21 protein-coding genes and 1 riboswitch are annotated in these 24,435 nt (G+C 69.7%); of the genes, 12 read left to right on the top strand and 9 right to left on the bottom strand.

Going from position 1 to position 24,435, the window contains the following annotated elements; genetic code table 11:
• Positions 1–48: 48 nt before the first annotated feature.
• Together ACFYO0_RS04775 and mgrA are read right to left on the bottom strand one after the other, a co-directional pair.
• A complete protein-coding gene (locus tag ACFYO0_RS04775; RefSeq protein ID WP_388670878.1) occupies positions 49–459 on the bottom strand; it encodes a hypothetical protein in 411 nt (136 codons plus the stop codon).
• A 267-nt stretch (positions 460–726) separates the two neighbouring features.
• On the bottom strand, positions 727–1,716 hold the full coding sequence (mgrA, locus tag ACFYO0_RS04770) for an L-glyceraldehyde 3-phosphate reductase (protein ID WP_388670542.1): 990 nt from the start codon (positions 1,714–1,716) through the stop codon (positions 727–729).
• A 120-nt stretch (positions 1,717–1,836) separates the two neighbouring features.
• Here mgrA and ACFYO0_RS04765 point away from each other — a divergent pair, with 120 nt between their 5' ends.
• On the top strand, positions 1,837–2,736 hold the full coding sequence (locus ACFYO0_RS04765; RefSeq protein WP_388670539.1) for a LysR family transcriptional regulator: 900 nt from the start codon (positions 1,837–1,839) through the stop codon (positions 2,734–2,736).
• 85 nt (positions 2,737–2,821) lie between these two features.
• The gene (locus ACFYO0_RS04760) at positions 2,822–3,532 is read left to right on the top strand and encodes a dienelactone hydrolase family protein (protein ID WP_388670536.1); all 711 of its coding nucleotides are present in this window, start codon (positions 2,822–2,824) and stop codon (positions 3,530–3,532) included.
• A 5-nt stretch (positions 3,533–3,537) separates the two neighbouring features.
• On the opposite strand, the gene ACFYO0_RS04755 is transcribed toward ACFYO0_RS04760, so the two are convergent.
• The 3 genes from ACFYO0_RS04755 to ACFYO0_RS04745 form a co-directional block, all read right to left on the bottom strand.
• Positions 3,538–4,926: a phospholipase gene (locus ACFYO0_RS04755; protein ID WP_388670533.1), complete on the bottom strand. Its 1,389-nt coding sequence runs from the start codon at positions 4,924–4,926 to the stop codon at positions 3,538–3,540.
• Positions 4,927–5,078: 152 nt separating this feature from the next.
• Positions 5,079–6,644, bottom strand: coding sequence for a CocE/NonD family hydrolase (locus ACFYO0_RS04750; RefSeq protein ID WP_388670530.1), 1,566 nt, complete (start codon positions 6,642–6,644; stop codon positions 5,079–5,081).
• A 39-nt stretch (positions 6,645–6,683) separates the two neighbouring features.
• Entirely contained in the window at positions 6,684–8,039 is a 1,356-nt protein-coding gene (locus tag ACFYO0_RS04745; protein WP_388670527.1) for a CitMHS family transporter, read from the bottom strand.
• A 176-nt stretch (positions 8,040–8,215) separates the two neighbouring features.
• On the opposite strand from ACFYO0_RS04745, the gene ACFYO0_RS04740 reads away from it, so the two are divergent.
• The 5 genes from ACFYO0_RS04740 (at position 8,216) to ACFYO0_RS04720 (ending at position 14,360) form a co-directional block, all read left to right on the top strand.
• Positions 8,216–9,142 carry a LysR family transcriptional regulator gene (locus tag ACFYO0_RS04740; RefSeq protein WP_388670524.1) on the top strand — a complete coding sequence of 309 codons (927 nt, stop codon included), beginning with the start codon at positions 8,216–8,218 and terminating at the stop codon, positions 9,140–9,142.
• A 348-nt stretch (positions 9,143–9,490) separates the two neighbouring features.
• Entirely contained in the window at positions 9,491–10,708 is a 1,218-nt protein-coding gene (locus ACFYO0_RS04735) for a CaiB/BaiF CoA transferase family protein (RefSeq protein WP_388670521.1), read from the top strand.
• A gap of 40 nt (positions 10,709–10,748) precedes the next feature.
• Positions 10,749–11,651, top strand: coding sequence for an HpcH/HpaI aldolase/citrate lyase family protein (locus tag ACFYO0_RS04730; RefSeq protein ID WP_388670517.1), 903 nt, complete (start codon positions 10,749–10,751; stop codon positions 11,649–11,651).
• Positions 11,652–11,730: 79 nt separating this feature from the next.
• Positions 11,731–13,449, top strand: a complete 1,719-nt coding sequence (locus ACFYO0_RS04725) for an IlvD/Edd family dehydratase (RefSeq protein ID WP_388670514.1) — start codon at positions 11,731–11,733, stop codon at positions 13,447–13,449.
• A 65-nt stretch (positions 13,450–13,514) separates the two neighbouring features.
• Entirely contained in the window at positions 13,515–14,360 is an 846-nt protein-coding gene (locus tag ACFYO0_RS04720; protein WP_388670511.1) for an aldo/keto reductase, read from the top strand.
• Positions 14,361–14,382: 22 nt separating this feature from the next.
• Here ACFYO0_RS04720 and ACFYO0_RS04715 read toward each other — a convergent pair whose 3' ends face one another.
• The 3 genes from ACFYO0_RS04715 to ACFYO0_RS04705 are packed head-to-tail and all read right to left on the bottom strand — an operon-like array spanning position 14,383 to position 16,432.
• Entirely contained in the window at positions 14,383–14,721 is a 339-nt protein-coding gene (locus ACFYO0_RS04715) for a VOC family protein (protein WP_388670508.1), read from the bottom strand.
• Positions 14,722–14,741: 20 nt separating this feature from the next.
• Positions 14,742–15,524: a response regulator gene (locus ACFYO0_RS04710; protein WP_388670505.1), complete on the bottom strand. Its 783-nt coding sequence runs from the start codon at positions 15,522–15,524 to the stop codon at positions 14,742–14,744.
• Complete coding sequence (locus ACFYO0_RS04705; protein ID WP_388670502.1) at positions 15,521–16,432, bottom strand: sensor histidine kinase; 912 nt, start codon at positions 16,430–16,432, stop codon at positions 15,521–15,523. Before ACFYO0_RS04705 ends, ACFYO0_RS04710 begins: the two co-directional genes overlap by 4 nt.
• 148 nt (positions 16,433–16,580) lie before the next feature.
• On the opposite strand from ACFYO0_RS04705, the gene ACFYO0_RS04700 reads away from it, so the two are divergent.
• From ACFYO0_RS04700 to ACFYO0_RS04685, 4 genes are all read left to right on the top strand, one after another.
• Positions 16,581–17,339, top strand: a complete 759-nt coding sequence (locus ACFYO0_RS04700) for an ABC transporter ATP-binding protein (RefSeq protein ID WP_388670499.1) — start codon at positions 16,581–16,583, stop codon at positions 17,337–17,339.
• Complete coding sequence (locus ACFYO0_RS04695) at positions 17,336–19,654, top strand: FtsX-like permease family protein (RefSeq protein WP_388670496.1); 2,319 nt, start codon at positions 17,336–17,338, stop codon at positions 19,652–19,654. Before ACFYO0_RS04700 ends, ACFYO0_RS04695 begins: the two co-directional genes overlap by 4 nt.
• 326 nt (positions 19,655–19,980) lie before the next feature.
• Positions 19,981–20,153, top strand: a riboswitch (TPP riboswitch).
• A 48-nt stretch (positions 20,154–20,201) separates the two neighbouring features.
• Complete coding sequence (locus tag ACFYO0_RS04690) at positions 20,202–20,417, top strand: hypothetical protein (protein ID WP_388670493.1); 216 nt, start codon at positions 20,202–20,204, stop codon at positions 20,415–20,417.
• On the top strand, positions 20,414–20,653 hold the full coding sequence (locus ACFYO0_RS04685; RefSeq protein WP_388670490.1) for a hypothetical protein: 240 nt from the start codon (positions 20,414–20,416) through the stop codon (positions 20,651–20,653). Before ACFYO0_RS04690 ends, ACFYO0_RS04685 begins: the two co-directional genes overlap by 4 nt.
• A gap of 40 nt (positions 20,654–20,693) precedes the next feature.
• On the opposite strand, the gene ACFYO0_RS04680 is transcribed toward ACFYO0_RS04685, so the two are convergent.
• A complete protein-coding gene (locus tag ACFYO0_RS04680) occupies positions 20,694–22,166 on the bottom strand; it encodes a beta-1,6-galactanase (RefSeq protein WP_388670487.1) in 1,473 nt (490 codons plus the stop codon).
• Between the two features lie 201 nt (positions 22,167–22,367).
• Between ACFYO0_RS04680 and ACFYO0_RS04675 the strand changes: the two genes are divergently transcribed.
• Positions 22,368–24,389 (top strand): GDSL-type esterase/lipase family protein, encoded by a 2,022-nt coding sequence (locus ACFYO0_RS04675; protein ID WP_388670484.1) that lies wholly within the window; start codon positions 22,368–22,370, stop codon positions 24,387–24,389.
• Positions 24,390–24,435: the final 46 nt, after the last annotated feature.

Here is a 24,435-nt window from a genome sequence, read left to right as displayed (position 1 = left end):
CATATATGCGCCTGGGCGGAGACGGGCCACCCGGGCCGCGGGGTGAAGTCAGGCGGCCGGGACGGTCAACAGAGGAACCGTCCGTTGCATCCGCAGCGCGTCCACCGACTCGGCCAGCAACTCATACTCGGTGGTCTCGTCACTCGTGGCGATGCGGACGAGCTGCCCGGCAGCCAGCAGGCCGGCGGTCAACTCCTGTTGGTCCATGTCGCCGCACCAGGCACGCAGCATGCCGGGCACGTCGGGCGTGGTGTCCGCGACCGGTGCGACCGAGTTCGGCGGGTAGTAGGGAGCCTCGGGGTCCGGGTCCAGCCGCTCGGCGATCCATGAGGCCCGGTCCCGTAACCACCACATGGCCAACGCCAGGGTGGGCGCCCGATAGGTTCCGAGGGGTACGCCCACCCGGCGCCCGCCGCATATTCCGTACGCCGTGACATGGCAAAGGAACTCGTCGTGCACGATCTCTCCCCCGTTGGCGGCCTGCCGCCAGTCCGGCCTCTCTTTCCTTGCGATGTGCTGGTCGTGCACGATGGAGCTGATCGGCCTGCGGCCGACGGAGCCGAGGGCGCGAGCGCTCGGGATGCGAGCGCTCGCACAGTGTGGGCACCCAGAGTTCGAGTACTCAGAGTTTCAGTATCGTCACTCCTGACACTCTGTCACTACGCCATTTCAGCCAGTCTCTTGGCATATTCAAGGCGCACATTGGCTGAATCGTTGCGGAGCGCCTCACGGATTGACAATCGCGGCGATTCTGACCAGCTCGTCCGGGGCGAAGTCGAGGTTACGAGTCGCCGTCACGCTGTCCTCGAGCTGCTGAGGGCTGCTCGCGCCGACGAGCGCCGAGGTGACCCGGCCGCCGCGCAGCACCCAGGCCAGCGCCATCTGGGCCAGGGTCTGACCGCGCGACTTGGCGATGTCGTCGAGGGCGCGCAACTGCTGCACGAGGTCCTCGGTGACGGTGTCGGCGTTCAGGAACGGGCTGTCGCTCGCGGCGCGCGAGTCCTCGGGGATCCCGTTGAGGTACCGGCCGGTGAGCAGACCCTGCTCCAGCGGCGAGTAGGCGATCGAGCCCACCTGCAACTCGTCGAGCGCGTCCAGCAGTCCGTCCTCGGGACGCCTGTCGAGCATCGAGTAGCGCGGCTGGTGGATCAGCAGCGGTGTCCCCAACTCGCCCAGGATGCGGGCGGCTTCACGTGTCTGCTCCGGCGAATAGTTGGAGACGCCGACGTACAGCGCCTTGCCCTGGACGACCGCCGAGTGCAGCGCCCCCATCGTCTCCTCCAGGGGAGTGTCCGGGTCGGGGCGGTGCGAGTAGAAGATGTCCACGTAGTCGAGGCCCATCCGGGCCAGGCTCTGGTCGAGGGAGGACAGCAGGTACTTGCGCGAGCCCCACTCCCCGTACGGGCCCGGCCACATCAGATAGCCGGCCTTCGTGGAGATGACGAGCTCGTCGCGGTACGGCGCGAAGTCCGCCGTCAGCGCCTCGCCGAGGGCCGACTCCGCGGCGCCGGGCGGCGGACCGTAGTTGTTGGCCAGGTCGAAGTGCGTCACACCCAGGTCGAAGGCGCGGCGCAGGATCTGCCGCTGGGTGTCCACCGGCCGGTCCGGGCCGAAGTTGTGCCACAGGCCGAGCGACAGTGCGGGCAGCTTCAGTCCGCTGCGTCCGGTGCGCCGGTAGGGCATGTCCGTGTAGCGGTCGGGATGTGCGGTGTACACGCGTACTCCAGAGAGCCGGGAAGGAGGGAAACGGGCAAAGACGGCTCCACTCTCGCGCGGGCACCGAGCAGTGGTCCAACAGAAGAATCGGATGGAATTCAGCGGATACGCTTCTCAATTATGGAACTGCGCCACCTTCAGCACTTCGTCGCCGTCGCCGAGGACCAGCATTTCACCAGGGCCGCGGAGCGGCTGATGGTGTCGCAGTCGGGCCTGTCCGCCTCGATCCGCGCCCTGGAGCGTGAGCTGCGGGCCCCGCTGTTCGTCCGCACTACCCGTCGCGTCACGCTCACGGAGGCCGGCCGCGCCCTGTTGACCGAGGCGGAGCGGATCCTCGCCCAGGTCCGCGCGGCCCGGGACGCCGTGGCCGCGGTGCAGGGCGTACTGCGCGGCACGCTCTCCCTGGGCGCCGAGCAGTGCATCGCCGGAGTGTGCGTGGGCCCGCTGCTCGCCGCGTTCCGGCGGCGCCACCCCGATGTCGAGATCCGGCTGCGGCAGGCGGGTTCCGGCGCGCTGGCCGAGGAGGTCGCGGCCGGCCGTCTCGACCTGGCCTTCGCGGTGACGACGCAGGCCGACACCGACCAGCTCCGCTGTCTGCCCCTGACCAGTGAGCCTATGACCGTCCTGTGTCATCCGGCGCACCGCCTGGCGGAAGGCGGAGCGGTCACGCCGGAGGATCTGGGCGGCGAGGACTTCGTGGACTTCCACCCCGACTGGGGTCCCCGGCGCACCACGGACTCGGTCTTCGCGGCGGCGGGTGTGCACCGTACGGTCGCCCTCGAGGTCAACGACGTACACAGCTTGCTCGATCTGGTGCAGGAGAACCTCGGCATCGCCGTCGTACCACGCCACTTCGGCCAGAAGCGCGAGGCTTCCGCCCTCACCGCACTCCCCCTGAAGGACGTCACCGAGACCTCGTACAAGACAGTCGCCATGCTTCCGCCGCCGGACGCGACCAGTCCGGCGGCGCGGGCGCTGATGGAACTGCTCGAAGCGGAGGCCACGACTCCAGGGACGTGAGCCCGTCCGGCCGGGGGGCGCCTGCTGTCGCTTGTCACGCCTCCTGCATGCTGGAGGCAAGATCGAGTGACAGGAGTGACGCACCATGTCCGAGACGCCCAGGTCGACCGGGGCCCCTGCCCATCAGAACGTGACCTTCCCGAGTGCCGGGACCACCGCGCACGGCTATCTGGCGCTGCCTCCGTCGGGTCAGGGCCCGGGCGTGATCGTCATCCAGGAGTGGTGGGGCCTGACCGACCACATAGCGAATGTCGCCGACCGGCTGGCGGCGGAGGGTTTCGTGGCGCTCGCTCCTGATCTGTATGGCGGGAATGTCGCGCACGACAGCGACGAGGCCCTGCGCATGATGCAGGACCTGCCGGTTTCCCGCGGTGTCGAGCTGCTCTCCGGCGCGGTCGACCACCTGCTGGCGCTCGACGCGGTCACCTCGGACTGCGTCGGCTCGGTCGGCTTCTGCATGGGCGGCGGCTTCGTCCTCTACCAGGCCGCCGTCGACCCGCGCGTGAGCGCGGCGGTTCCGTTCTACGGTGTCATCCGCGGCGAGCTGCCCGACTTCTCGGGCCTCAAGGCCGAGGTCCTCGGTCACTACGGCGAACGCGACGCAGCCATCCCTGCCGAGAGCCTCGACACCCTCCGCGAGACGATCCATCGGCAGTCCGGCATCACCGCGGACTTCCGCCTCTACCCCGCCGGTCACGCCTTCTTCAACGACGGCCGCCCCGAGGTCCACGACCCCGAGTCCTCGGCCCTGGCCTGGGGCAGCACCGTCGAGTTCCTGCGCGCACGGCTGGGCTGAGTTCCTCAATACGTATACGTGTTCAAGGTGGCCACCGCCGACGAAGGCGAGCCGAGGTCATAGCGGTCCACCGCGAGGAAGTTGGGCTTCTTGCGGGCGGCGGGCTGGCAGAAGCGCTGGGCGCGGTCGGTGAGTTTGGTGTTGTCGGTGGTGGCCGTGCCCGCGATCGGGACGTCGCGGAAGTGGTTCATCACGAAGAGCGGGCGGAAGGGCGGCTCGGTGCGGGTCAGCGGGATGTTGGTGTTGGCGTCGTACCAGCGGCTGTGGCAGGACCAGTCGGAGCTGCCGATGCCGGATCCCATGGACCAGTAGTTCTCGACGGTCCACTCGCGCTGGTACATCACACCGAAGCTGTCCCGGGTCAGCCCCGCGGCCTGGTCGGCGGACCGGCTGTGGTCGCTGAAGATGAGAAGGCGGTCGTTGGCGGCGGTCAGGTCTGCCATCCGCGGCCAGCCGCCCGTGCGTACGCCGGTCTGGTCCGGGCGGTAGAGCACATCGGACAGGCCGTTCACACGGGCCAGTTCACTGCGCAGGACGCCCGGATCGACGTAGTCCTCGAGGAACACGGTGATGAACTGGCTGGGGTTCTGCTTCAGGAAGTCCACCATGCGCTGGAGGTCGACCCACAGCGCGACCGGGCTGCTGACGAGCGTGCAGCTGTTGTGGCACAGGATCGCGCCGTCCGGGGTCTGGTGGATGTCCATCATGAACCCGCGTACACCGTCGGTGAGTTGCTGGTTGATGCCGCGGGTCTGGTTCGGCACAAGGTTCACGAAGGGCGGGGCGAAGCCGCCGTCGACGCCGTTCGCGTACGCGTTGTGCGAGGTGAGGAACGTGACCTGGTCCAGGGTGCGTTGGTCCGGCGACGGCATCGGAGCGGTCGGTGACGTCACCGGAGTGAGGTACCAGTTGGCCAGGCCGCCCGCCGGGCCCGCGACCACCGGGCCCACGGCCAGCTGGGCGGGGTAGTTGGCCCCGGATGGCTTCGCTCCGATAGTCAAGTAGCGCTCGGCTCCGGGGACTTTGAGGGTGTACTGATCGGCTCCGTTCGGTCTCACCTCCCACGCGGCATCGACGCCGGCGCAGTCGACGGTTCTGGCCTGCTCTCCCGAGCGGCCCAGACAGCTGCCCGCCGTGTCGGTGCTCTCCAGCACATACGACGCGCCGCTCGGCCGGAGCGTCCACTGCTGACGGTCCTCGTTGCCCCTGGGGTTGCGCTGGACGACCGCTCCCCCGCTGTCGGCCGCGTTCAGCCCCGTGGTCGCGCTCTGTACGTAGTAGGCGCCGGCGCCCGGAACCTCCGCGGCAGGGGCGGACGAGGGCGCGACGAGGACGGCGGCCAGCGCCGCGCCCACGACGGTGGCGGCGAGCAGGGGACGGCAGTTCCGCAGCATGGCTTTTCCTTCCGCTGCACGAGGGTGCGGCCGCATACCGGTCAATTCCGGTACGCGGCCGCACAGTTGGCGATCGGCTACGACAACAACGCTGTGATCCTCGGCGGTACGGCCCGTCATGGTGCCGTATCCGGTCGGTGGGTGCCAGAGGGTCAGCCCCTCATGACGGAGAGGCGCAGCGTGGATCCGGCCGGGCCGGTGCGCACCGAGACCCGGCCCGCGGGTACGTCGGAGTCGATCTGCGGGTAGTCGTCGCTGGAGAGGCGCAGCGTCAGCCGGTGGCCGGCGGACAGCCGGTGGTGGACCGGCCAGAGGTGCACGCCGAGTGCGTACGTGGTTCCTGGCTTCACCGGAGACAGCCGGGTGTGCGTGTGGCGGTGGCTCGCCTTGAGCCAGCCTTCCGTGATCCGGTTGCTGGTGCCGTCGGGGGCCTGGTCGTAGAGCACGGCCGCGATGTTGCCGTCGATCGCGGTGAACGAGGCGCGGATGTCGGCCAGGGTGTCTCCGGCGAGCACCAGGTCGTGGCGCAACGGCGTTGTGCTGAAGCGCAGTTGCTGATGCTCCGCCGGGGGTGTGGTGCCGGTGTTGACGTCGAACGCCGCCATGCCGGGGGCTGCCGCTGATGGGTGCAGTGTTCCGTTCCGTCCGAGCCGCAGGGTGAGCGCCCGGGCGTCGGTCGGTGGCCACTGTTCGAATTGCTGCCAGCCCTTCCCCGCTCCGGGCCCGGGGACCTCGTAGGAGATGACGTGGGTGGCCGGCAGCGGCGCGCCTCGGTCGCGGGCCAGCCAGTGGTCCCACCAGGCGAGGTAGGCGCCGTTGTCGATCCCCGCGTACTGCCCTTCGGGCGAGCCGTGCTCCCAGGGGCCGGACACGAGCCACACGTCGCGCGGGCGGGCCCGGTAGTTCTTCACCATGCCGTCGCGGTAACGGTCGTACCAGCCGTTGATCTCGAGCGTGGGGACGGTGAGGTTCTCCCAGCGGGACATCACGCTGCGGCCCCGCCAGAAGTCGTCGTAGAGCGGGTGCTCGGCGTAGGTGCGGAGCGTGCCGGGTGCCACCGTCTGCTGCCATTCGCGGATGCGCGGGGAGTAGATGCCGCCTCGGTAGATGGTGTTCTCGTACCAGTCGTGGATGCCATTGACCGGGATGACGGCCTTCAGGTGGGGCGGTCGGTTCACCGCGGCCAGGAGCGTGGTGTGACCGCCGTAGCTCACCCCCGTCTGGCCGATGCGTCCGGTGGAGGCGGGGTGGCGGGCGAGCCACTCGATGACGTCGTAGTTGTCGCGCTGCTCCTGGGGGCTGAACGGGTCGACGGTGCCCGGCGAATCGCCCGATCCCCGGACCTGGCAGACGAGGGCGTTGTAGCCACGGCGAACGAAGTAGGCGGCACCTTCGCCGAAGGCCTCGGCACTGTCCGCGTACGCCGTGTACTCGTACACGATGCCGGGGAAGGCGCCGGCGGCGGGCCGTCCGGCGGAGGTTCCCGGCCGGTACAACTGGCCTGCCAGGTGGCTGCCGTCGCGGAGGGGCACCTTGACGTCCTCGCGTACGACCTCGTACCGGGCTGGGCGGTCGTAGGCGAAGAAGGGGTCGGGTGGGAGCCGGGGCCCGCCGGCGGCGCCGACCGGTGACGGCAGTGCGGCGGCCAGGGGCACCGCAAGTCCGAGGGAGCACAGGGTTCGTCGGGACAGCAGCGGGTTTTCTCGCTGTGCGTTCATGTGTGCGCGCTCCTTGGCACCGCGTCAGAGAGAGAAGGGTCAGAGAGAGAAGGCGCCGGTGATGAGCGCGCCGACGGTCATGACCAGGGTGGTGGCGAAGGCCCAGCGGAAGATGAAGCGCTGGTGCTCGCCGAGTTGTACGCCGCTCATGCCGACGAGGATGAAGGTGGAGGCGGTGAGCGGGCTGAGCGGGAAGCCGGTGGTCATCTGGCCGAGGATGGCGGCCCTGGCGACCTCGGCCGGAGGAACACCGAAGCCGTCGGCGGTCTGGCCGAGAACCGGGAGTACGCCGAAGTAGTAGGCGTCCGGGGTGAAGACCAGGCTGAGCGGCATGGACGTGAGGGCAACCAGGACGGGCAGATGCCCGCCGAGCGCGTCCGGGATGACACCGACGAGCGCCTCGGCCATCGAGTCGATCATCTTCGTGCCCGTGAGTACACCGGTCAGAACACCGGCCGCGAAGATCATCGTCGTGACCAGGACCACGCTCTTGGCGTGCTTGTCGAGCAGGGCCTGCTGCTGCTCCCACGTGGGGTGGTTGACCAGCATGGCGATGGCGAAGCCGAGCACGAACAGCACGGGGAGCGGCATCACTTCGAGGATCAGACACACGACGAGAGCGATGGTCAGCACCAGGTTGAAGACGGTCAGCCACGGCCGGGCGGGCGCCGGCACGCGAAGAGTTCCCGGCCCGTCTCCCACGCCCGCGGCAGGGTGTGCGTCCGGTTCCCTCCGGTCTTCGGCATCGTCCTCCGTACGGTCGTGGCCCTGCGAGTCGAGCATGCCGAGACGCCGACGCTCCCGACGGCCGATCAGGTACGAGGCCACCAGCACCCAGGCGATGCCGAAGCCCATGGCGGGCAGAACCGGCGTGAAGACCTCCGAACTCTCCAGCTTCAGCGCCGCCATGGCCCGTACGGTGGGGCCACCCCAGGGAATCATGTTCATGACTCCCGCACCCAGGCAGACGACTCCGGACAGCACGAGCGGGCTCATGCCGAGTCGCTTGTAGACGGGCAGCAGGGCGGAGACGGTGATGAGGAAGGTCGAGGCCCCGTCACCGTCCAGTGCCACGCACATCGTGAGGACGGCCGTGCCGACCGTGATGCGCAGCGGGTCGTTGCGAACTACCCGCAGAATGCCGCGGATCAGTGGATCGAAGAGGCCCGCGTCGACCATCAGGCTGAAGTACAGGACGGCGAAGGCGATCATGATGCCTGTCGGGGCCACCGTGGTCAGCCCCTCCAGGATGAGGTCGCCCAGCTCGTCCCCGAAGCCGCCGGCCAGTGCCGCCAGCACCGGGAGCAGGACCAGGGCGACCAGGACCGAGACGCGCTTGGTCATGGTCAGCAACAAGAAGAGGCCGATCGTGGTGTAGCCCAGGGCTGCCAGCATGCAGTCGGCTCGCTTTCTCGGGGGACGGCTCCTGGCGGCGGGAAAGCGAGGGCCTGGAGCATCGGTCTGTCGCGGGAGAGTTTCCGAGCGGCAACAGATCGGTGTCCAGCATCGAACCGGGATCGACTCATGCGATCTCCGCATCAATGCGGAAGCCGTGTGCCTATCCTCCGGCCATGGATGCCACCTTGCGCCAACTCGCGGCCTACGCGGCCGTCGCCCGGGCGGCCAGCTTCACCGCCGCCGCCGCACAGATGCACGTATCGCAATCGTCGCTCAGCCGTGCCGTGGCCGACCTTGAGCGGTTGCTCGGCGCGCAGCTGCTCGAACGCGACACGCGCAATGTGCAGTTGACCGCCGCCGGAGTCGAGGCCCTGCGGATAGCCGAGCAGATCGTGAACGCACATCGAGCGGGCATGAAAGAACTGCGTCGGTTTCTGCTCGGTGAGTCGGGAACCGTCGCGGTGGCCACCCTGCCGTCCGTCGCCGCCGTGCTGTTGCCGCGGGTGATCTCCCAATTCCGTGCGCAGCGACCACAGGTGGCCGTGCGCATCCTCGACGGCCTGGAGCGGTCGGTGCTGGACCGGGTCCTCAGCGGCGACGCGGACTTCGCGATCACCACGGTCGGCAGACCGTCGGACCAGCTGGAGCAACGGCCGCTGGTCCACGACCGGTTCGTGGCAGTGCTCCCGCCACACCATCCGCTCACCGAGCGCGCCGAGGTCTTCTGGGAGGACCTGGCCCGCGAGCCCTTCCTCGCCGTGGGCCGCGACTCGAGCGTACGCAGACTCACCGACGCCGCCTTCGCCCAGGTCGACGCACACAAGGAGCCGGCAGCCGAGGCCGGCAGCATCGCCACGGTGGGCGGTTTGGTGGCAGCGGGACTGGGGGTCTCCGCCCTACCCGCCCTGGTACTGCCCCTCACGGGCACAGGCCAGGTCGTCTGCCGCCCCCTCGTCGGCCCCGCGGTCAACCGCCGCCTGGACATCGCCCTGCGCGCACGCCGAACCCTGCCACTGGCGGCCCACCATCTGCTGGAGACGCTGGATGCGCTGCGCGACCAGGGGCACGAGTTGCCTGACGGGGTTGCGTGGTCCGAGTAAAAAGTGCCCTTCAGGGGCGTGAGGCTGTATGAACTTGCCGCTCTGCCGCGGGGCGGCACCAACGCCCCTTCAGGGGCGCGGGGCTGTATCGATGTGCGGCTCCGCCACGGGGCGCGATCAGCCACGGCACGAACCGGGTTGGGGCGCCTGGGGCGCAGCCCCAGCGGGGTCTGGGGCTGCGCCCCAGGGATGGGACGGGTAGGAGCGGCGGGGGCGAAGCGACCCCGATTCATGCACAAGCCGCATGGATTGATCGACTTCCTTTGCTGGACAGGCATTTCTCCGCTTCGGCACGCTGAATCCCCGAGACCCAACAAGGGAGAGCCCGGATGACGAGGAAGTGCAACGGTGCCGGATGAGCGCCGAGACCCCGGCGGACAGGGACAACTACGAGGGCTGAAGGTCGTCGAGTTCGCCCACGTGGTGGCCGGCCCGCTGGCCGGCTCGATGCTCGCCGACCAGGGCGCCGACGTCGTACACGTAGAGCCCCCGGGCACCGGCGACGCCGCCAGAGCGATGGGCCCTCAACGAGACGGCGTGCCCCTGTGGTTCAAGGTCTCCGGACGCAACAAGCGCTCCGTGACCCTGGATCTGCACCACGAGGCCGGCCGTGCCGTGGCCCACCGGCTCGTCGCCTGGGCAGACGTCGTCATCGTCACCCTGCGCGCCGGACGCCTGCGTACCTGGGAGCTGGACTGGGAGTCCGTGCACCGCATCAACCCCAAAGCGGTACTGCTGCAGATCTCCGGCTTCGGCGCGACCTCCTCGCAGGCCGACGCACCGGGCTTCGGCAAGATGGGCGAGGCCCGCAGCGGGGTCGTGCAGCTGACCGGATTCCCCGACGGGCCGCCCGTCCACACCGGCTTCTCCCACGGCGACGCCGTGACCGGCCTGATGGGCGCGTACGCCGTACTCGCCGCCCTCCACCGCCGGGACCACGACCCCGACTTCGACGGCGAATGGATCGACCTCGCGCTCTTCGAGCCGCTGTTCCGGCTCGTCGAGTGGCAGGTCATCGTGCACGACCAACTGGGAGAGGTACCCGAGCGCGCCGGCAACCAGCTGGCGGTCGCCCCCGCCGCGGTGATCAACACCTACCGTTCCCGTGACGACGAGTGGATCACCGTGACATCCGCGACGCCGCGCTCGGTGCGCAATGTGGCCCGGCTGCTCGGGCTGCCCGAGGAGGAGTTCACGACGACGCGGCAACAGCACGCGCGGCGCGGCGAGTTGGACGAGGGGCTGCGCACCTGGGTGGCACAGCACTCGACCGCCGAGTGCCTGGAGGAGTTCGCCCGCAACGAGGTGGTGGCCTCGCGGGTGTTCAGCGCCGCCGACATCGCCGACGACCCCGTGTACGCCGAACGCGGCGACATCGTCACCGTCGACGATCCCGACCTCGGCCCGGTACGCATGCAGGCGGTCATCCCGCACTTCCGACAGGTCCCCGGGCGGGTCTGGCGCACCGGGCCCGCCCTGGGACAGGACAACCGCCTCGTGTACCGCGAGTGGCTCGGACTCGACGAGAAGGAACTCACCGACCTTGAGAAGCAAGGTGTCGTGTAAACCGGGATACCCGGGAGACAGGGTGTCGTACGGCCGGGAAGTGAGAACGCCGGACCGGCCCCCGCTGCGCTCCCTGCTCTTCGTCCCGGCGAACCGGACGGAATGGCTGCCCAAAGCGCGCGCGGCCGGTGCCGATGCCGCGATCCTCGACCTGGAGGACGCGGTACCGCAGGAGGCCAAGGCGGGTGCCCGTGCCGGGGTGGTGGAGGCCATCGCGCGGGCCGCCGAGGATCCGCCGGGGAGCATGGCGCTGTTCGTACGGATCAACCCGCTCGACGGCTGGACAGGAGCCAAGGAACTGCGCATGGTCGCGCGCCCGGGTCTGTCGGGCATCGTCCTGCCCAAGGTGGGCTGCGCGGAGGAGGTACGGCTCGCCGACCGGTTGCTCACCTGGTGCGAGGACGAACAAGGCCTGGCTCGGGGCCGGTTGGCGCTCGTGCCCCTGCTGGAGACGGCTCGAGCACTGCGCGAGGCCCACGACATCGCCTCCGCCGCCCCGCGGGTCGCCTACCTCGGCGCCCTCACCGCGCCAGGGGGCGACGTCGAACGCGCCGTCGGCTACGGCTGGACCCCCGAAGGAGCCGAAACCCTCGCGCTCCGCTCCCGCGTCCTGCTGGACGTCCGGGCGGCGGGATCACCCCACCCGGTCACCGGCCTGTGGACCCACCTCGCGGACCTGGACGGCCTGCGTGTCTTCGCGGAACAGAACCGCTCGCTCGGATACGAGGGGATGATGGCCATCCACCCCTCCCACATCCCCGTCATCAACGACGCCTTCTCCCCCGGCGCCGAGGAACTCGCCCGCTGCGCCCGCCTGATCGCCGCCGTGGAGCAGGCCCAGGCACGCGGTCAGGGCGCGGTGTCCTTCGAGGGCCAGATGGTGGACGAGGCCATGGCCGCGACGGCACGGCTGGTGCTGGAGCGGCATACTGCCACACGCTGACGCTGTTCAGTGCCCCTTGCACTGAGCTAGCGTGAACCGCTCCAACCCAACGCCCGCGAGCGCGCCGGAGGGACGACGGATGCCGCCAGAACTGCGCAGCGCACAGTGGTACGCGGGGACGGACCGCAACGCCTACATCCACCGTGCGTGGATGCGGCGCGGCCTTCCCCGGGACGCCTTCTCCGGCAGGCCGCACATCGCCATCGCGAACACCGCGTCCGATCTGACCCCCTGCAACGCCCATCTCGGCGAGGTCGCGAAGTCCGTGCGGGACGGTGTGCACGAATCCGGCGGGATTCCGATGGAGTTGCCAGTGGTCTCGCTCGGCGAGACCCAGATGCGGCCCACCGCCATGCTCTGGCGGAACATGGCCGCGATGGCGGCGGAGGAGATGTTCCGCGCCAACCCGATCGACGGCGTCGTACTCCTCGGAGGGTGCGACAAGACGATCCCCGCCCTGCTCATGGCCGCCGCCTCCGTGGGCCTGCCCGCCGTTGTGGTGCCAGGCGGGCCGATGCTCACCGGCACGTTCCGCGGCCGGCCGCTCGGCTGTGGGACGGATGTCTGGCGGCTGAGCGAGGAGGTCCGCGCGGGGACGCTGTCCCAGGAGGACTTCACCCGTTCCGAGTCGTCCATGATCCGCAGCCGGGGGCACTGCAACACGATGGGTACGGCGTCGACGATGGCCGTCGTCGCGGAGGCGCTCGGCATGACGCTGCCCGGACTGGCCGGAACGCCCGCACCCGACAGCCGACTGCTCGAAGCCGCCCATGAGACGGGGCAGTTGGCCGTCGAGCTGGTGGCCGAGCAGCGCGCGCCCGCCGACGTCATGACCGCCGCCTCCTTCCACAACGCGACCGTCGCGCTCGCGGCGACCGGCGGGTCCACCAATGCCGTCGTCCACCTGCTGGCCATCGCCGGCCGGCTCGGCGTACCGCTGAGCCTGGACGACTTCGACCGGATCGGATCCCATGTCCCGCTCCTGGTCGACCTGTTGCCGGCGGGCACACACCTCATGGACGACTTCCACCGCGCGGGCGGACTCCTCGCCGTGCTCCGCGAAGTACGTGACCTGCTCGACCCCACCGCGACCACCGTCACCGGGCGCCCCCTCGTCGACTTCCTTGACGACGCGGAGAGTTGGGACCGGGAAGTGATCCGCCCCCGCGAGACGCCGCTGCAACCGGACGCGGGCATCGCCGTGCTGCGCGGCAACCTCGCCCCGAGCGGAGCCATCATCAAGCCCGCCGCCGCCTCGCCCGAGCTGCTCCAACACCGGGGCCGGGCGGTCGTGTTCGACCACATCGAGGACTTCCACGCCCGCGTCGACGACCCGGATCTACCGGTCGACGCAGACTCCGTGCTCGTGCTGCGCGGCTGCGGCCCCAAGGGCTACCCCGGCATGCCCGAGGTGTCGAACATGCCCCTGCCGCGCAAGCTGCTGGAGCGCGGCGTTCGGGACATGGTGCGGATCTGCGACGGCCGGATGAGCGGCACGGCGTACGGAACGGTCGTCCTCCACGTCGCCCCGGAAGCCGCCGCCGACGGCCCACTGGCGCTTGTACGCGACGGCGACTGGATCACTCTCGACGTTCCCGCGCGCACCCTCACCCTTGAGGTCGACGACAGCGAACTGGCGCTGCGTACGCCCAACAAGGCGACCCTCGACGGATTCGCGAACCCCGGACGGGGCTGGGAGCGCCTGTACGTGGACCATGTCACTCAGGCGGACACTGGCGCCGACCTCGACTTCCTGACCGGTTCTTCGGGGTCGGCGGTGAGCCGTGAATCGCATTGAGCCAGGCCCTGTATCCCAACTGCGCTGTTAGCGTTGCCTCTTGAGTGAGGAGGCGGAGACAGCAGTTGACATCGACCACGTTTCGCATCGGCGGGGATCTGGAAGTACGGCGACTCGGGTTCGGGGCCATGCAGTTGCCGACCGAGCCCGCCGCCGACCGTGAAGCGTCCATCGCGGTCGCCCGGCGGGCCGTCGAACTGGGCGTCACGCTGATCGACACGGCGCACCTGTACGGCGGAGGTGCCAACGAAGAGCTGCTCGCCGAGGGCCTGAACCCCTACCCGGAGGGGCTGATCATCACCACCAAGGTGGGCGTCGCGCGATCCACCGAGACGGGTGAGTGGGGGCTCGACGCGAGGCCCTCCGTGCTGCGCGCTCAGGTCGACGACGCCCTCCGCCGACTGCGCGTCGAGAGGCTCGAACTGCTCCAGCTGCATCGCATCGACCCGGAGACACCCCTGGCCGACCAGCTCGGCACGCTGCGGGAACTCCAGACCGAGGGCAAGATCGGCCGCATCGGACTGTCCGAGGTCACCGTCGCCGAACTCGAACAGGCACGGGAGGTCATCGACGTCGTCAGCGTGCAGAACCGCTACAACGTGCTCGACCGCGAGCACGAGCCCGTGCTCACGGCCTGCGAGGCGGCGGGGATCGCGTTTCTGCCGTGGCGGCCCGTCGCTTGGGGTACGTCGGGCGAGAGGGCCGAGATCGCCGCCGTGGCAACTGAGCTCGACGCCAGCCCCACGCAAGTGACGCTCGCGTGGCTGCTCGGCCACTCGCCGGTCATGCTGCCGATCCCGGGCACCTCCCGGATCGACCATCTGGAGGAGAACCTCGCGGCGGAACACCTCCAGCTGCCCTCGTCCCACCGTGACCGCCTCGACCAACTGACCGAGCGGACAACGGCGTAGGCCCGCGGCGGCCAAGCCGTGGCTAGGAGGGGGCTCCTCCGAAGCCGATCTCGTTGCCGTCGGGGTCGCGGTACAGCGCCTTGCGCACGCCGTTGGAATAGGTCTCCCGCTTCACGGGCTCGATCCCGCGCTCGGCGATCTGCGTGACGCGGGCGTCGAAATCCTCGACGAAGATCGTCTGGATGCCGTGCCCGGCGTGCTCGGCGTTCTGCTCGATGGCCACAAACCGGTGCTCGGCGAGCTCCCACACGGCTTCCGTGTCGGATGCGATGTAGGTCGGCTCCCCCAGCAGCCGCGCGTACCAGTCTTTCGCGGCCTCGTAGTCGCGGACGTACATCCCTGCGAACAGGTCGAGTGACATCCGGCCATGCTAAGCGCCTGTCAAGCGCCCGGGGACACGAGCCCGGTCTCATAGGCGAGGACGACGGCCTGCGCACGGTCGCGAAGGGCGAGCTTGGCGAAGATGCGAGCGACGTGGGACTTCACGGTGGCTCCGCTGAGGGTCAGCTCAGCGGCCAGTTCGGCGTTGGAGAGACCGCGGCCCAGGAGGGTGAGGACTTCGAGCTCCCTGGGAGTCAGTGCGTCGAGGTCGCGGTGCGGGGGCGTCGGTTCGGTGTTTCGGCACTCATCGTTGCCCGCAGCATCGCATGCACGTTCGCTTCCGGCACCGCACCCACGTTCGCCTCCGGCACCGCACCCACGTTCGCCTCCGGCACCGCACCCACGTTCGCCTCCGGCAAAACGCTCGACGAGGCGCCGCGTGATCGAAGGGGCGAGCAGGGCGTCGCCCGTGTTGACTAGGCGTACGGCGGCGGCGAGGTGCTCGGGGGTGACGTCCTTCAGCAGGAAGCCGCTCGCGCCCAGGGCCAGGGCCTCGTACACGTAACGGTCGAGGTCGAAGGTGGTGAGCATCAACACCCGGCATTCCGGGGCCTGTTGCAGGATAAGCCGAGCCGCCTCCAGGCCGTCCATGTTGGGCATCCGGATGTCCATGAGAACGACGTCCGGCCGCAGTTCGCGTGCCGCCGCCACCGCCTCGGCTCCGTCGGCCGCCTCGCCGACGACTTCGATGCCACGGGTCGTCAGGATGAGCCGAAATCCCGTACGAATCAGGGTCTGATCGTCGGCGACGAGGACGCGCGGGGCACGCTCGACGGCGCTCATGGGCGGTCCAGCGGGATACGCGCCCGCACGCGGTAGCCCCCGCCGAGGCGACGTCGCGCGTCCAACTCGCCGCCGTACACCGCGACCCGCTCACGCAGCCCCAACAGCCCTCGCCCCGTGCCGTTCCCACGCCCGCCCGACCCGGTCCGCGGCGGCGCGGACCCCGGCCGTGCCCCAGTCAGCACACTGGACCCACTGTTCAGTACCTCCACCCGGAGGGAGTGGTCGGCGTAGCGTACGGTCACTTCGGCCTCTCCGCCGTCGCCGTGTTTGAGGGCGTTCGTCAGGGCCTCCTGGACGATTCGGTACGCGGTGACGTCGATCCCGGCGGGTAGCGGGCGGGGCTCGCCGGAGATGCGTACCTCTACGGGGAGCCCGGCGAAGGCGATCCGGTCGACCAGTCGGCTCAGCGCGCTCAGGCCGGGCTGGGGCGCCAGGCACGGGCCGACCACCACGACGTCACCGTCCCCGCCGTCCCAGCCGCCCTCGTCGTCGCGCACGCCCTCGCCGCTCTCCTCGTCCTCGCCGCTCTGCGACGGTGCCAACACGCCCAGAAGGTGCCGCAGTTCGGTCATCGTGGAGCGGCCCGCGTCCTCGACGGCCCTGATCGCCGCCTCGGCCTCGTCGGGCATGGTCTTCAGTACGTCGCGGGCGGCCCCGGCCTGCACCACCATGAGGCTGACGTTGTGACTGACGATGTCGTGCAACTCGCGGGCGATACGGTCCCGTTCGGACCGTACGGCACCGCGGGCCGCGCTCTGCCGCTCCCGCTCGAGCAGCCAGCCCTGTTCCTCCACGGATCTGCGGTACCGGCTCCGCGTCCGCAGGAACGCCACACCCAGCCACGCGGCGGCGGCACACGCCACCACAAGCGCCGCGACAAGCAGGCCCACCCCCGACGACCACACACGCTCACCTTCGCAGAGCCGCCCGCGATGTGCATCATCCTCCGGATGCAGGCGCCTGCATCCCTGGGACGAGACGAGCCGAAGAAGACCGAAGTTTGCCATCCGGGGACGGATGTCCGGGCGGGCCCGCCGCCTTACCGTCCTGTTCATGGTGACAGGAGAGAGCACGGGCACGGGAGAGGTCGTCGTACGACTGGACGGCGTTCGCAAGGAGTACGGCGAGACGGCGGCGCTGGACGGTGTTTCGCTGGAGATCCGGGCCGGGGAGGCCGTCGCGGTGATGGGGCCGTCGGGCTGCGGCAAGTCCACACTGCTCAACATGATCGCGGGGCTCGACCGTCCGACGTCCGGTGCGGTCCTCGTGCACGGCGAGGACGTGGGGAGGCTCGGCGAGAAGGCGCTGGCACTGTACCGGCGCCGCCGGATCGGCATGGTCTTCCAGTTCTTCAACCTCATCGACGACCTGTCGGCCCTCGACAACGTCGCACTGGCCGCCCAGCTGACCGGAACCCCGGCCGCACAGGCCCGCAGGCGCGCACTGGAACTGTTCGACGAACTCGGCATCGCCGACCGGAAGAACGCGTATCCCGCGGTACTCAGCGGCGGCGAACGCCAGCGCGTCGGCGTCGCCCGCGCCCTGATCAACCGGCCCGCCCTGCTGCTGGCCGATGAGCCGACCGGCGCGTTGGACAGCCGGGCCGGCGAACAGGTGATGGATCTGCTGCTCGACCTCAACCAGATAGGCCAGACACTGCTGTTGGTCACGCACGACGAACGCCTCGCGCAACGCTGCGCGAGTCGGCTGGTCGAGCTGGCGGATGGCCGCGTGGTCGGGGAGCACACCCTGGACGAGAGCGACGAAAGGACACCTGCAGACGAGGCGAAGCCCCTGGGACGGACCGCGTGAGCGCCGTGTGGCGGGCCACGCGTGGGGCCGTACGCCGTCGCAGGCTGCAGACGTTCGTCATCGGCCTGGTCGTCCTGATGTCCACGGGGACGATCGTCGTCGCGCTGGGCCTGGTGGACGCCGCCTCCGCCCCCTTCGACCGCGCCTTCGGCAAGCAGCGCGGCGCCCACGTCGTCGCAACCTTCGACCCCGGCAAGGCCTCGGACGCCCAACTCGCGCGCGCGGCCCGCCAGCCGGGCGTCGAGGCCACCGCGGGTCCCTTCCGGCAGGCTGTACTGGATCTGCCGCGCACGACCGCCCAGTCGTTCGGCCTGGACTCCGGCCTCGCGGTCGTCGGCCGGGCGGGGCCGGGCGGCCCGGTGGACCGCCTGGACCTCTGGGCCGGCCGCTGGGCCACCCGCCCCGGTGAGATCGTCCTGAACCGCAGCCCGGGCTGGGGGGCGGAGGCACTGGGCAAGCAACTCAAGGTGCCCGGTGGGCCAAGTCTCACCATCGTGGGGTATGCCTTCACCTTGAGTCGGTCGGCCGACGCCTGGGTCCCGCCCGGTCAGATCGCGAGCCTGCGTCCAGCCGCCACGCAGATGCTCTTCCGGTTCGAGGAGTCCTCGACGGAGGGAGGGATCCGCTCGGGCTTGTCCGCCGTCACCGCCGATCTGCCGCCGGACTCGCTGACGGCCTCGCAGTCGTACCTCACCGTCAAGCGCCAGATCGGCAGTTCGGCCCGGGCCTACGCCCCGTACCTGATGACCTTCGGCATCCTGGGGATCCTGGTGGCGGTGCTGATCGTCGGCAACGTGGTGAGCGGCGCGGTCATCTCCGGCTTCCGGCACATCGGGATACTCAAGGCCATCGGCTTCACGCCTGGCCAAGTGGTCGCCGTCTACCTCGCGATGGTGTCCGTCCCGGCGGTCGTCGGGTGCGTACTCGGCACCGTCATCGGCAATGTCCTGGCCCGGCCCCTGCTGGAGTTCGCCTTCACGGGTCCCGACGCGGGCGTGCTGCGCGACAGCGTCGGTGGTGTCCCGACCTGGGTGAACGCCGTCGCCCTGTTGGGTCTGCCGTCCGTCGTCGTTCTCGCCGCGCTCATTCCCGCGTTGCGCGCGCACCGGATGTCAGCGGCGCGGGCGATCAGCGCGGGAAGCGCGCAGCGCACCGGCCGGGCGTTGCGGATCCAGCGCCGGCTGGCGGGCAGCGGACTGCCGCGCTCGGTCAGCCTGGGTCTGGGCCTGCCGTTCGCCCGCCCGGGCCGCAGCGCGCTCACACTCGCGGCCGTGGTCCTCGGGGTGACCACCGTGACGTTCGCGACGGGCCTGGCCACGACGATGACCCGGTTCGGGAGCGTGGGCGAAGACGCCCACCAAGTCGTGGTGTACACCGGCAGCTTCAAGGACGGCCGGGCAATCGATCCGGAGCATGGGGACCGGGAACTCGAGTCACTCCTGCGCTCCCTGCCCGGCGCGAGCGAGGTAACCGCCCGGGGGTACGTCGACGCGCGCGCTGCCGGGTACCCGCGAGGGGTGGATGTCGAAGGCCGGCGGGGGGACCGGCCCGCCATGGGCGACGTACTCGTCGAGGGACGGTGGATGCGCGACACGGACGAGATCGTCGCCCCGACGCCGTTCCTGCGCGAGCGCGGCCTGAAGGTCGGCGACAGCATGCTCCTGGAGAAGGGCGACCGTCGGGAACGCGTGACGGTCGTCGGCGAGGCGTTCGGCGGCAATGCCCGTAATGTGTACGCGAGTTGGGCAACGATGACCGCGCTGGCGCCGCAAGAGAAAGCCATCGCCTATCACGTCAAGCTCGCTCAAGGCACGGACACGGACGCCTACATGTCCGCGGCTCGGGCCGCCGATCCCGGGGTCAGCCCGACGGCGAACGGTCCGAACGCCGTGACCCGGACCATCGTCGGCTCGGCGTCGATCCTCACCCTCATGCTGGCCGCGGTCGCGTCCCTCGGCGTCTTCAACACCGTCGTGCTCAACACCCGCGAGCGCCGCCGCGACCTGGGGATGCTCAAGTCCATCGGCATGACGCCACGCCAGGTGACGATGATGATGGTGTCCTCCATGGCGGCCCTGGGCGTGGCCGGCGGCCTGCTCGGCATCCCCCTCGGCATCGCCGGTCACCACTTGATCGTCCCGGAGATGGCCGAAGCGGTGGACCTCGCCCTCCCCGCGTACATGACGGACGTCTGGCAGCCCCTCTCCCTCACCGCCCTGGCCTTCGCGGGCGTCGTGATCACCGGCCTGGGTGCCTTCGTCCCGTCCCGCAGGGCGGCCCGGCTCACGATCGCGGAGGTACTCCACAACGAGTGACGTAGTGACGCAGAGAAGTAGGAGGCGTCCGCGACGGCGCACGGCAACCGGCCCGCGACACGGTGAACGGCGACAGGAAGCGGTCCCAGTCCACGTCGGCAGCAGACCGCGCCGGGCGAGGAGCTCCGCATTCCGGCCTCGGCACCGCCTACCCACCCTGGCGGCATGTGGCGAGCCGGCCGTCGCGGTCCACTCCGGCACCCACCTGCCCCTGCGCCCGTACGCGGCGACTGCGTGGCCGTGGGCTCCGGGCGCGAGGAGTGCGGGAAAATCTTGATTTGGGGGGGTTACGTATGCTATCGACCGCGTTAAACTAAAAGTGCCTACGGGACGAGCGAGGGAGTTCGACGGGAGTAGCCGACTTCGGCGGAAAGCTTCGGCTTCCGCTCGGGCCGACTGCGACTGTCGGGCTGAGAGGCTGGAAGGTCGAGAGACTGGACGGCGACCCCTGGAACCTGATCCGGACAATGCCGGCGCAGGGAGCCCGTCTCGTAGGTTTTTTGTGTGCCCTGCGCCCGCGGACAGTTGCCGCACTACGGTGCGATCCATGGATGTCACCGTGGGGGCCGCAGCCCGCGAGGACGACAGCCCGACAGATGAGTCCCTGCGCATCGCGATGGCGGTCGACCGGCCGCCGATCCGGACGGTGCTCGAGGTGATCTCGCCCGGACAGGTCGGCGAACTTCGCGCCAATCTGGACGCCACGGCGGAACGAGCGGCCGTACACCACCCTGGCCGGCCGCCTGGTCGCTCGCGGTCGTGAATCCGACGCCCGAATCCCGTACGCAGATCATGCGCGGCCTCGTTGGCCACCTCGCCGTCCACGGCTACCGGATTCATGTGCAGTGCAGTGCAGGTCGGTGGGTTCTGCTGCTCGGAGACGCCCTTGAGGGAGTTGACCAGCTCGGTCACGGCCCCCGTAGGCGCGAGATCGCGCTCGTCCGCGCGACCAGTGGCGATTCCGGGGGCGAGCACACGCTGACGGCGCCGGCCACGTGACCGGGCGCGGCGCCTCAGGCGCCGCTCGTCAGTCGGCGCCTCACACCACCACGCCATCCACCTGAAGCGTTTGCACCGCACCCGCGCCGAACGGCACTCGCAGCAGCTTGCCGCTGAGGTACGTGTCCGCGCGCTCCGTGTAGAGGTCGCCACCGCCTGCGGTGACCGTGTTCCAGCGGCGGACCAGACCGCCCGTGCCGCCGGTCACCGTGCCGAAGCGGGAGAGGTCGAAGGTCAGGGTCTGGGCCGCGCCGGTGTTGACGGCCACGATGACCAGGCGTCGAGCCGCCGTGTCCAGGGCGGCCACCGCGTAGCCGACGCCCGTGTCGAGGATCGTCATGCCGGGGCGAATGTGACGGCTGAACTGTGCCATCACGTAGTACTTCGTCTGGACGGCGCCGGCCTGGAGCGTGTTCTCGTCGTAGTGGATCATCGCCCAGCCGGCGGACGGGTCCATCACCTGCCAGTAGCACCAGGCCGTGGGGTGCAGCCAGCGGAAGTCCAGGCACAGGTTGCTCGCCATGGTGAGGCCGGTGCCGTCGCTGTCGCCGTACTCGGAGTTCCACAGCTGCTTGCGCGCCGTGGTCACGACGTCGGTGTAGAGGAGGTCGCGTCGGCCGCCGGAGCCCTGGTAGCCGTGCACGTTGACGCGGCCGACCAGCGCCTTGGTCGACGAGCTGAACGAGTTCCATGTCGTGCGCGCCAGGTCGTAGCTGGTCTCGTCGGAGGCCGAGATCCGCGTACCGGTCAGTCCGCGCTTGTCGAGTTCGCTGCGCAGAAGCGGGAGGACGGCCGACTGGACGGTGGCGTCCATGTGGCAGCCCTCCTGCCGTCCGGTGGCCGTCCACCAGTTGGACGAGGGCTCGTTGAACGGGTCGACGGTCGCGAAGTTCACGCCCCAGTTGTTCTTCGCGTACAGGGCGGTGGCGGCCAGGTGGGAGGCGTGCTGGCGGTAGTTCCAGGACTGGAGGTTGTTGCCGCCGCCGGCGGCGCCCGAGGGGTTGTGGTTGAGGCACATCCACCACATCGGGGAGTTGGCGAACAGCTCGCTGACCGCGCCCCGTGCGGTCGCCTTGACGAGCGCGGCGCGCTGGGGGGCGTCAGCGGACCACTTCCAGGCGGAGGACGTCGGGTCCTCGTTGTTCCAGTCCTGCCAGAAGCCCTCGATCTGCTTGAAGCGGGGGATGTTGGGCGACGCCACCATGCTTTCGCCCTCCACGCTGTTCCAACTGCACGCGCCGAGGTTGTAGCGGGCGATGTTCAGGCCCAGACCCGGCAGCGTACGGCCGTTGTAGGCGACGGACTTGGTGGTGAAGAAGGCGTCGGCGAAGTCGTCGCGCGCCCCGAACACGTTGGCCCACCAGGCCAGGGAGGTACCCCAGCCGTCCCAACGTCCGTACGTCGTACCGGGGTTGACCGCGATGGTCGCGTCGGCCCGGGCAGTGCCCGTCGCCAGGGCACTACCGAGGAACGTACCGCCCGCCGCAGCCAGTAGTGACCTGCGTCTGATCATGAAGAAGCCCCTTCTGTCGCGCTCATGCCACGCGTCTGCTGAAGGATGAGGTGCGGCCGTTGCGCTTGTCGAGAGTCATGACAGCGCTTTCTACAACGACGTCCGAACCCTTGACGCCGAACCGTTTCATTGCTTCTCTCGAAAAAGCTGCCACTGGGAGCGCTCCCACCCCTCCCTCCCCTTCCGTTGAAAGGGAACTCTGTGCAGACCACCCCCCACCTGCGCTTACTGTGCCGCCAAGCCAGACGCGCGCTGCCCGCCCTCCTCACTGCGGCTCTCGTCGCCTGCCTGCTGTCCTGGGCGGGCGGCGGCTCCCCAGCGCAGGCCGCGCCGGGGGACGGCTCGGTGTCCGACCCCAACATCGTCTATGTCGGGCGCTGGGACACCAGCTCCGGCACCGCGGCCACCCCCCACTGGAGCGGCGCCTACCTGCAGACGTCCTTCACCGGCACCACGGTGCAGGTCAAAGCCAGGGATGCGGTCAACTTCTACGTCAGCATCGACGGCAAGCCCGATGTCTTCCACGCCGGGGTACGCGGAACCGTGAACCTCACTCCCCAGCCGCTGCCCGCGGGTACCCATACCCTGCGCATCTCCTACCGCTCCGGCGACACCGTCTTCCAGGGCCTGGTGCTGGACCCGGGCGCGCGGACAGTAGCTCCGAACGGGCCGTCGGGGCTGATCGAGTTCGTCGGCGACTCCATCACCGCGGGCGCCCTCACCGACCGGCTCGCGGTCGACTCGTACGCCTGGAAGACCGGCGAGCAGCTGAAGATGCGGCACACCCGGATCGCCCGCGCCGGCTACTGCCTCGTCGCCCAGTCCGGGTGCACCGGTCTGAGCGGCCAGTTCTTCAGGACGGGCAGCACCGGCACCCAGAACTGGGACTTCTCGCGTTACGAAGCGAGCGCGGTGGTCATCAACCTCGGCACCAACGACATCGGGCACGGCGTGTCCGGCGTCGCGTTCCAGTCGGCATACACCACGTTCCTGCGCGACATCCGCGCCAAGTACCCGAACGCGGCGCTCTTCGCGGTGCAGACGCTCAAGAAGCGCTACGTCACTGAGACCAAGGCGGCCGTCAGCGCCCGCAACAACTCCGGTGACGCCAAGGTGCATTACGTCGACACAACGGGCTGGCTCACCGACGGGGCCGACTACGAGGACGGCAACGGGCACCCCAACGAGGCGGGTCACAGCAAGTTCGCCAGTCGTCTGGCCCCTGTCATCAGCGCCGGACTGGGCAGCGCCACGGCCGGTCCCGTGAAGGCGGCGGCTCCCGGCCAGCCCGGCGATCCCAACATCAAGTTCGTCGGGCGCTGGGACACGCGGAGCTCCAGCAGCCTCTACACGCCGTACTGGGCGGGCGCGTACTACCGGGTCGGCTTCACCGGCAGGACCGTACAGCTGAAGCAGCGGAACACGATCGACTTCTGGGCGAGGATCGACGACGGGCCCGTGAAGTTCTACGACGACGTCAAGGGGACGGTGAACCTGACTCCGTCGCCGCTGTCCGCCGGAAACCACACCCTGCAGGTCAACTACCAGGTGGTCGCGGGCTCCTATCGCGGCGACGCCGTGTTCCAGGGGCTGGTCCTCGACAACGGAGCGACGACCTTCGCGCCGCCGGCGCCGACCAAGCTGATCGAGTTCGTCGGCGACTCGATCACGGTGGGTACGACCTCGTCGCAGAACGCCCGTACCGCGTACGGCTGGCTGATCGGCGAACGGCTCAGCGCCGAGCACACCCAGATCGCTCAGGGCGGCGCCTGTCTGGTCGCCGCGGCGGACGGATGCGTGGGGCTGGAGCGGCAGTTCACCAAACTCAATCCCAACGCGTCGACCCCTGACTGGGATTTCGACCGCTATCGTGCGGACGCGATCGTCATCAATCTCGGCACCAACGATGCCGGCCACGGGGTGAGTTCCGCTCAGTTCCAGTCCGCGTACAGCAGCCTGTTGCGCAAGGTCCGTGCCGCCTATCCCCAGGCGTGGATCTTCGCGCTGGAGACCTTCCGCGGACGGTTCGTCCCGCAGACCGAAGCGGCCGTGAAGGCGGCCGTCGACGGCGGCGACTCCCGGGTCTCCTTCGTCGATACGACGGGCTGGCTGGGCTCGGGCGACCTCACGGACTCGGTCCACCCCAACGATCAGGGTCACCGCGCGATCGCAGAGCGGCTCGCACCCGTCATCACGGCCAGAATCGGCGGCCGAACGGCCTGACGTGGGGCGCTGCCCCTCGGTTCTCCGGTTGGTGCGCCCCCGGGTT

Source organism: Streptomyces sp. NPDC006365 (assembly GCF_042870755.1).
Classification (GTDB): domain Bacteria; phylum Actinomycetota; class Actinomycetes; order Streptomycetales; family Streptomycetaceae; genus Streptomyces; species Streptomyces xiangluensis.
The sequence above is the reverse complement of the archived record's forward strand: the minus strand, read 5'-3'. Positions and strand labels throughout refer to the sequence as shown.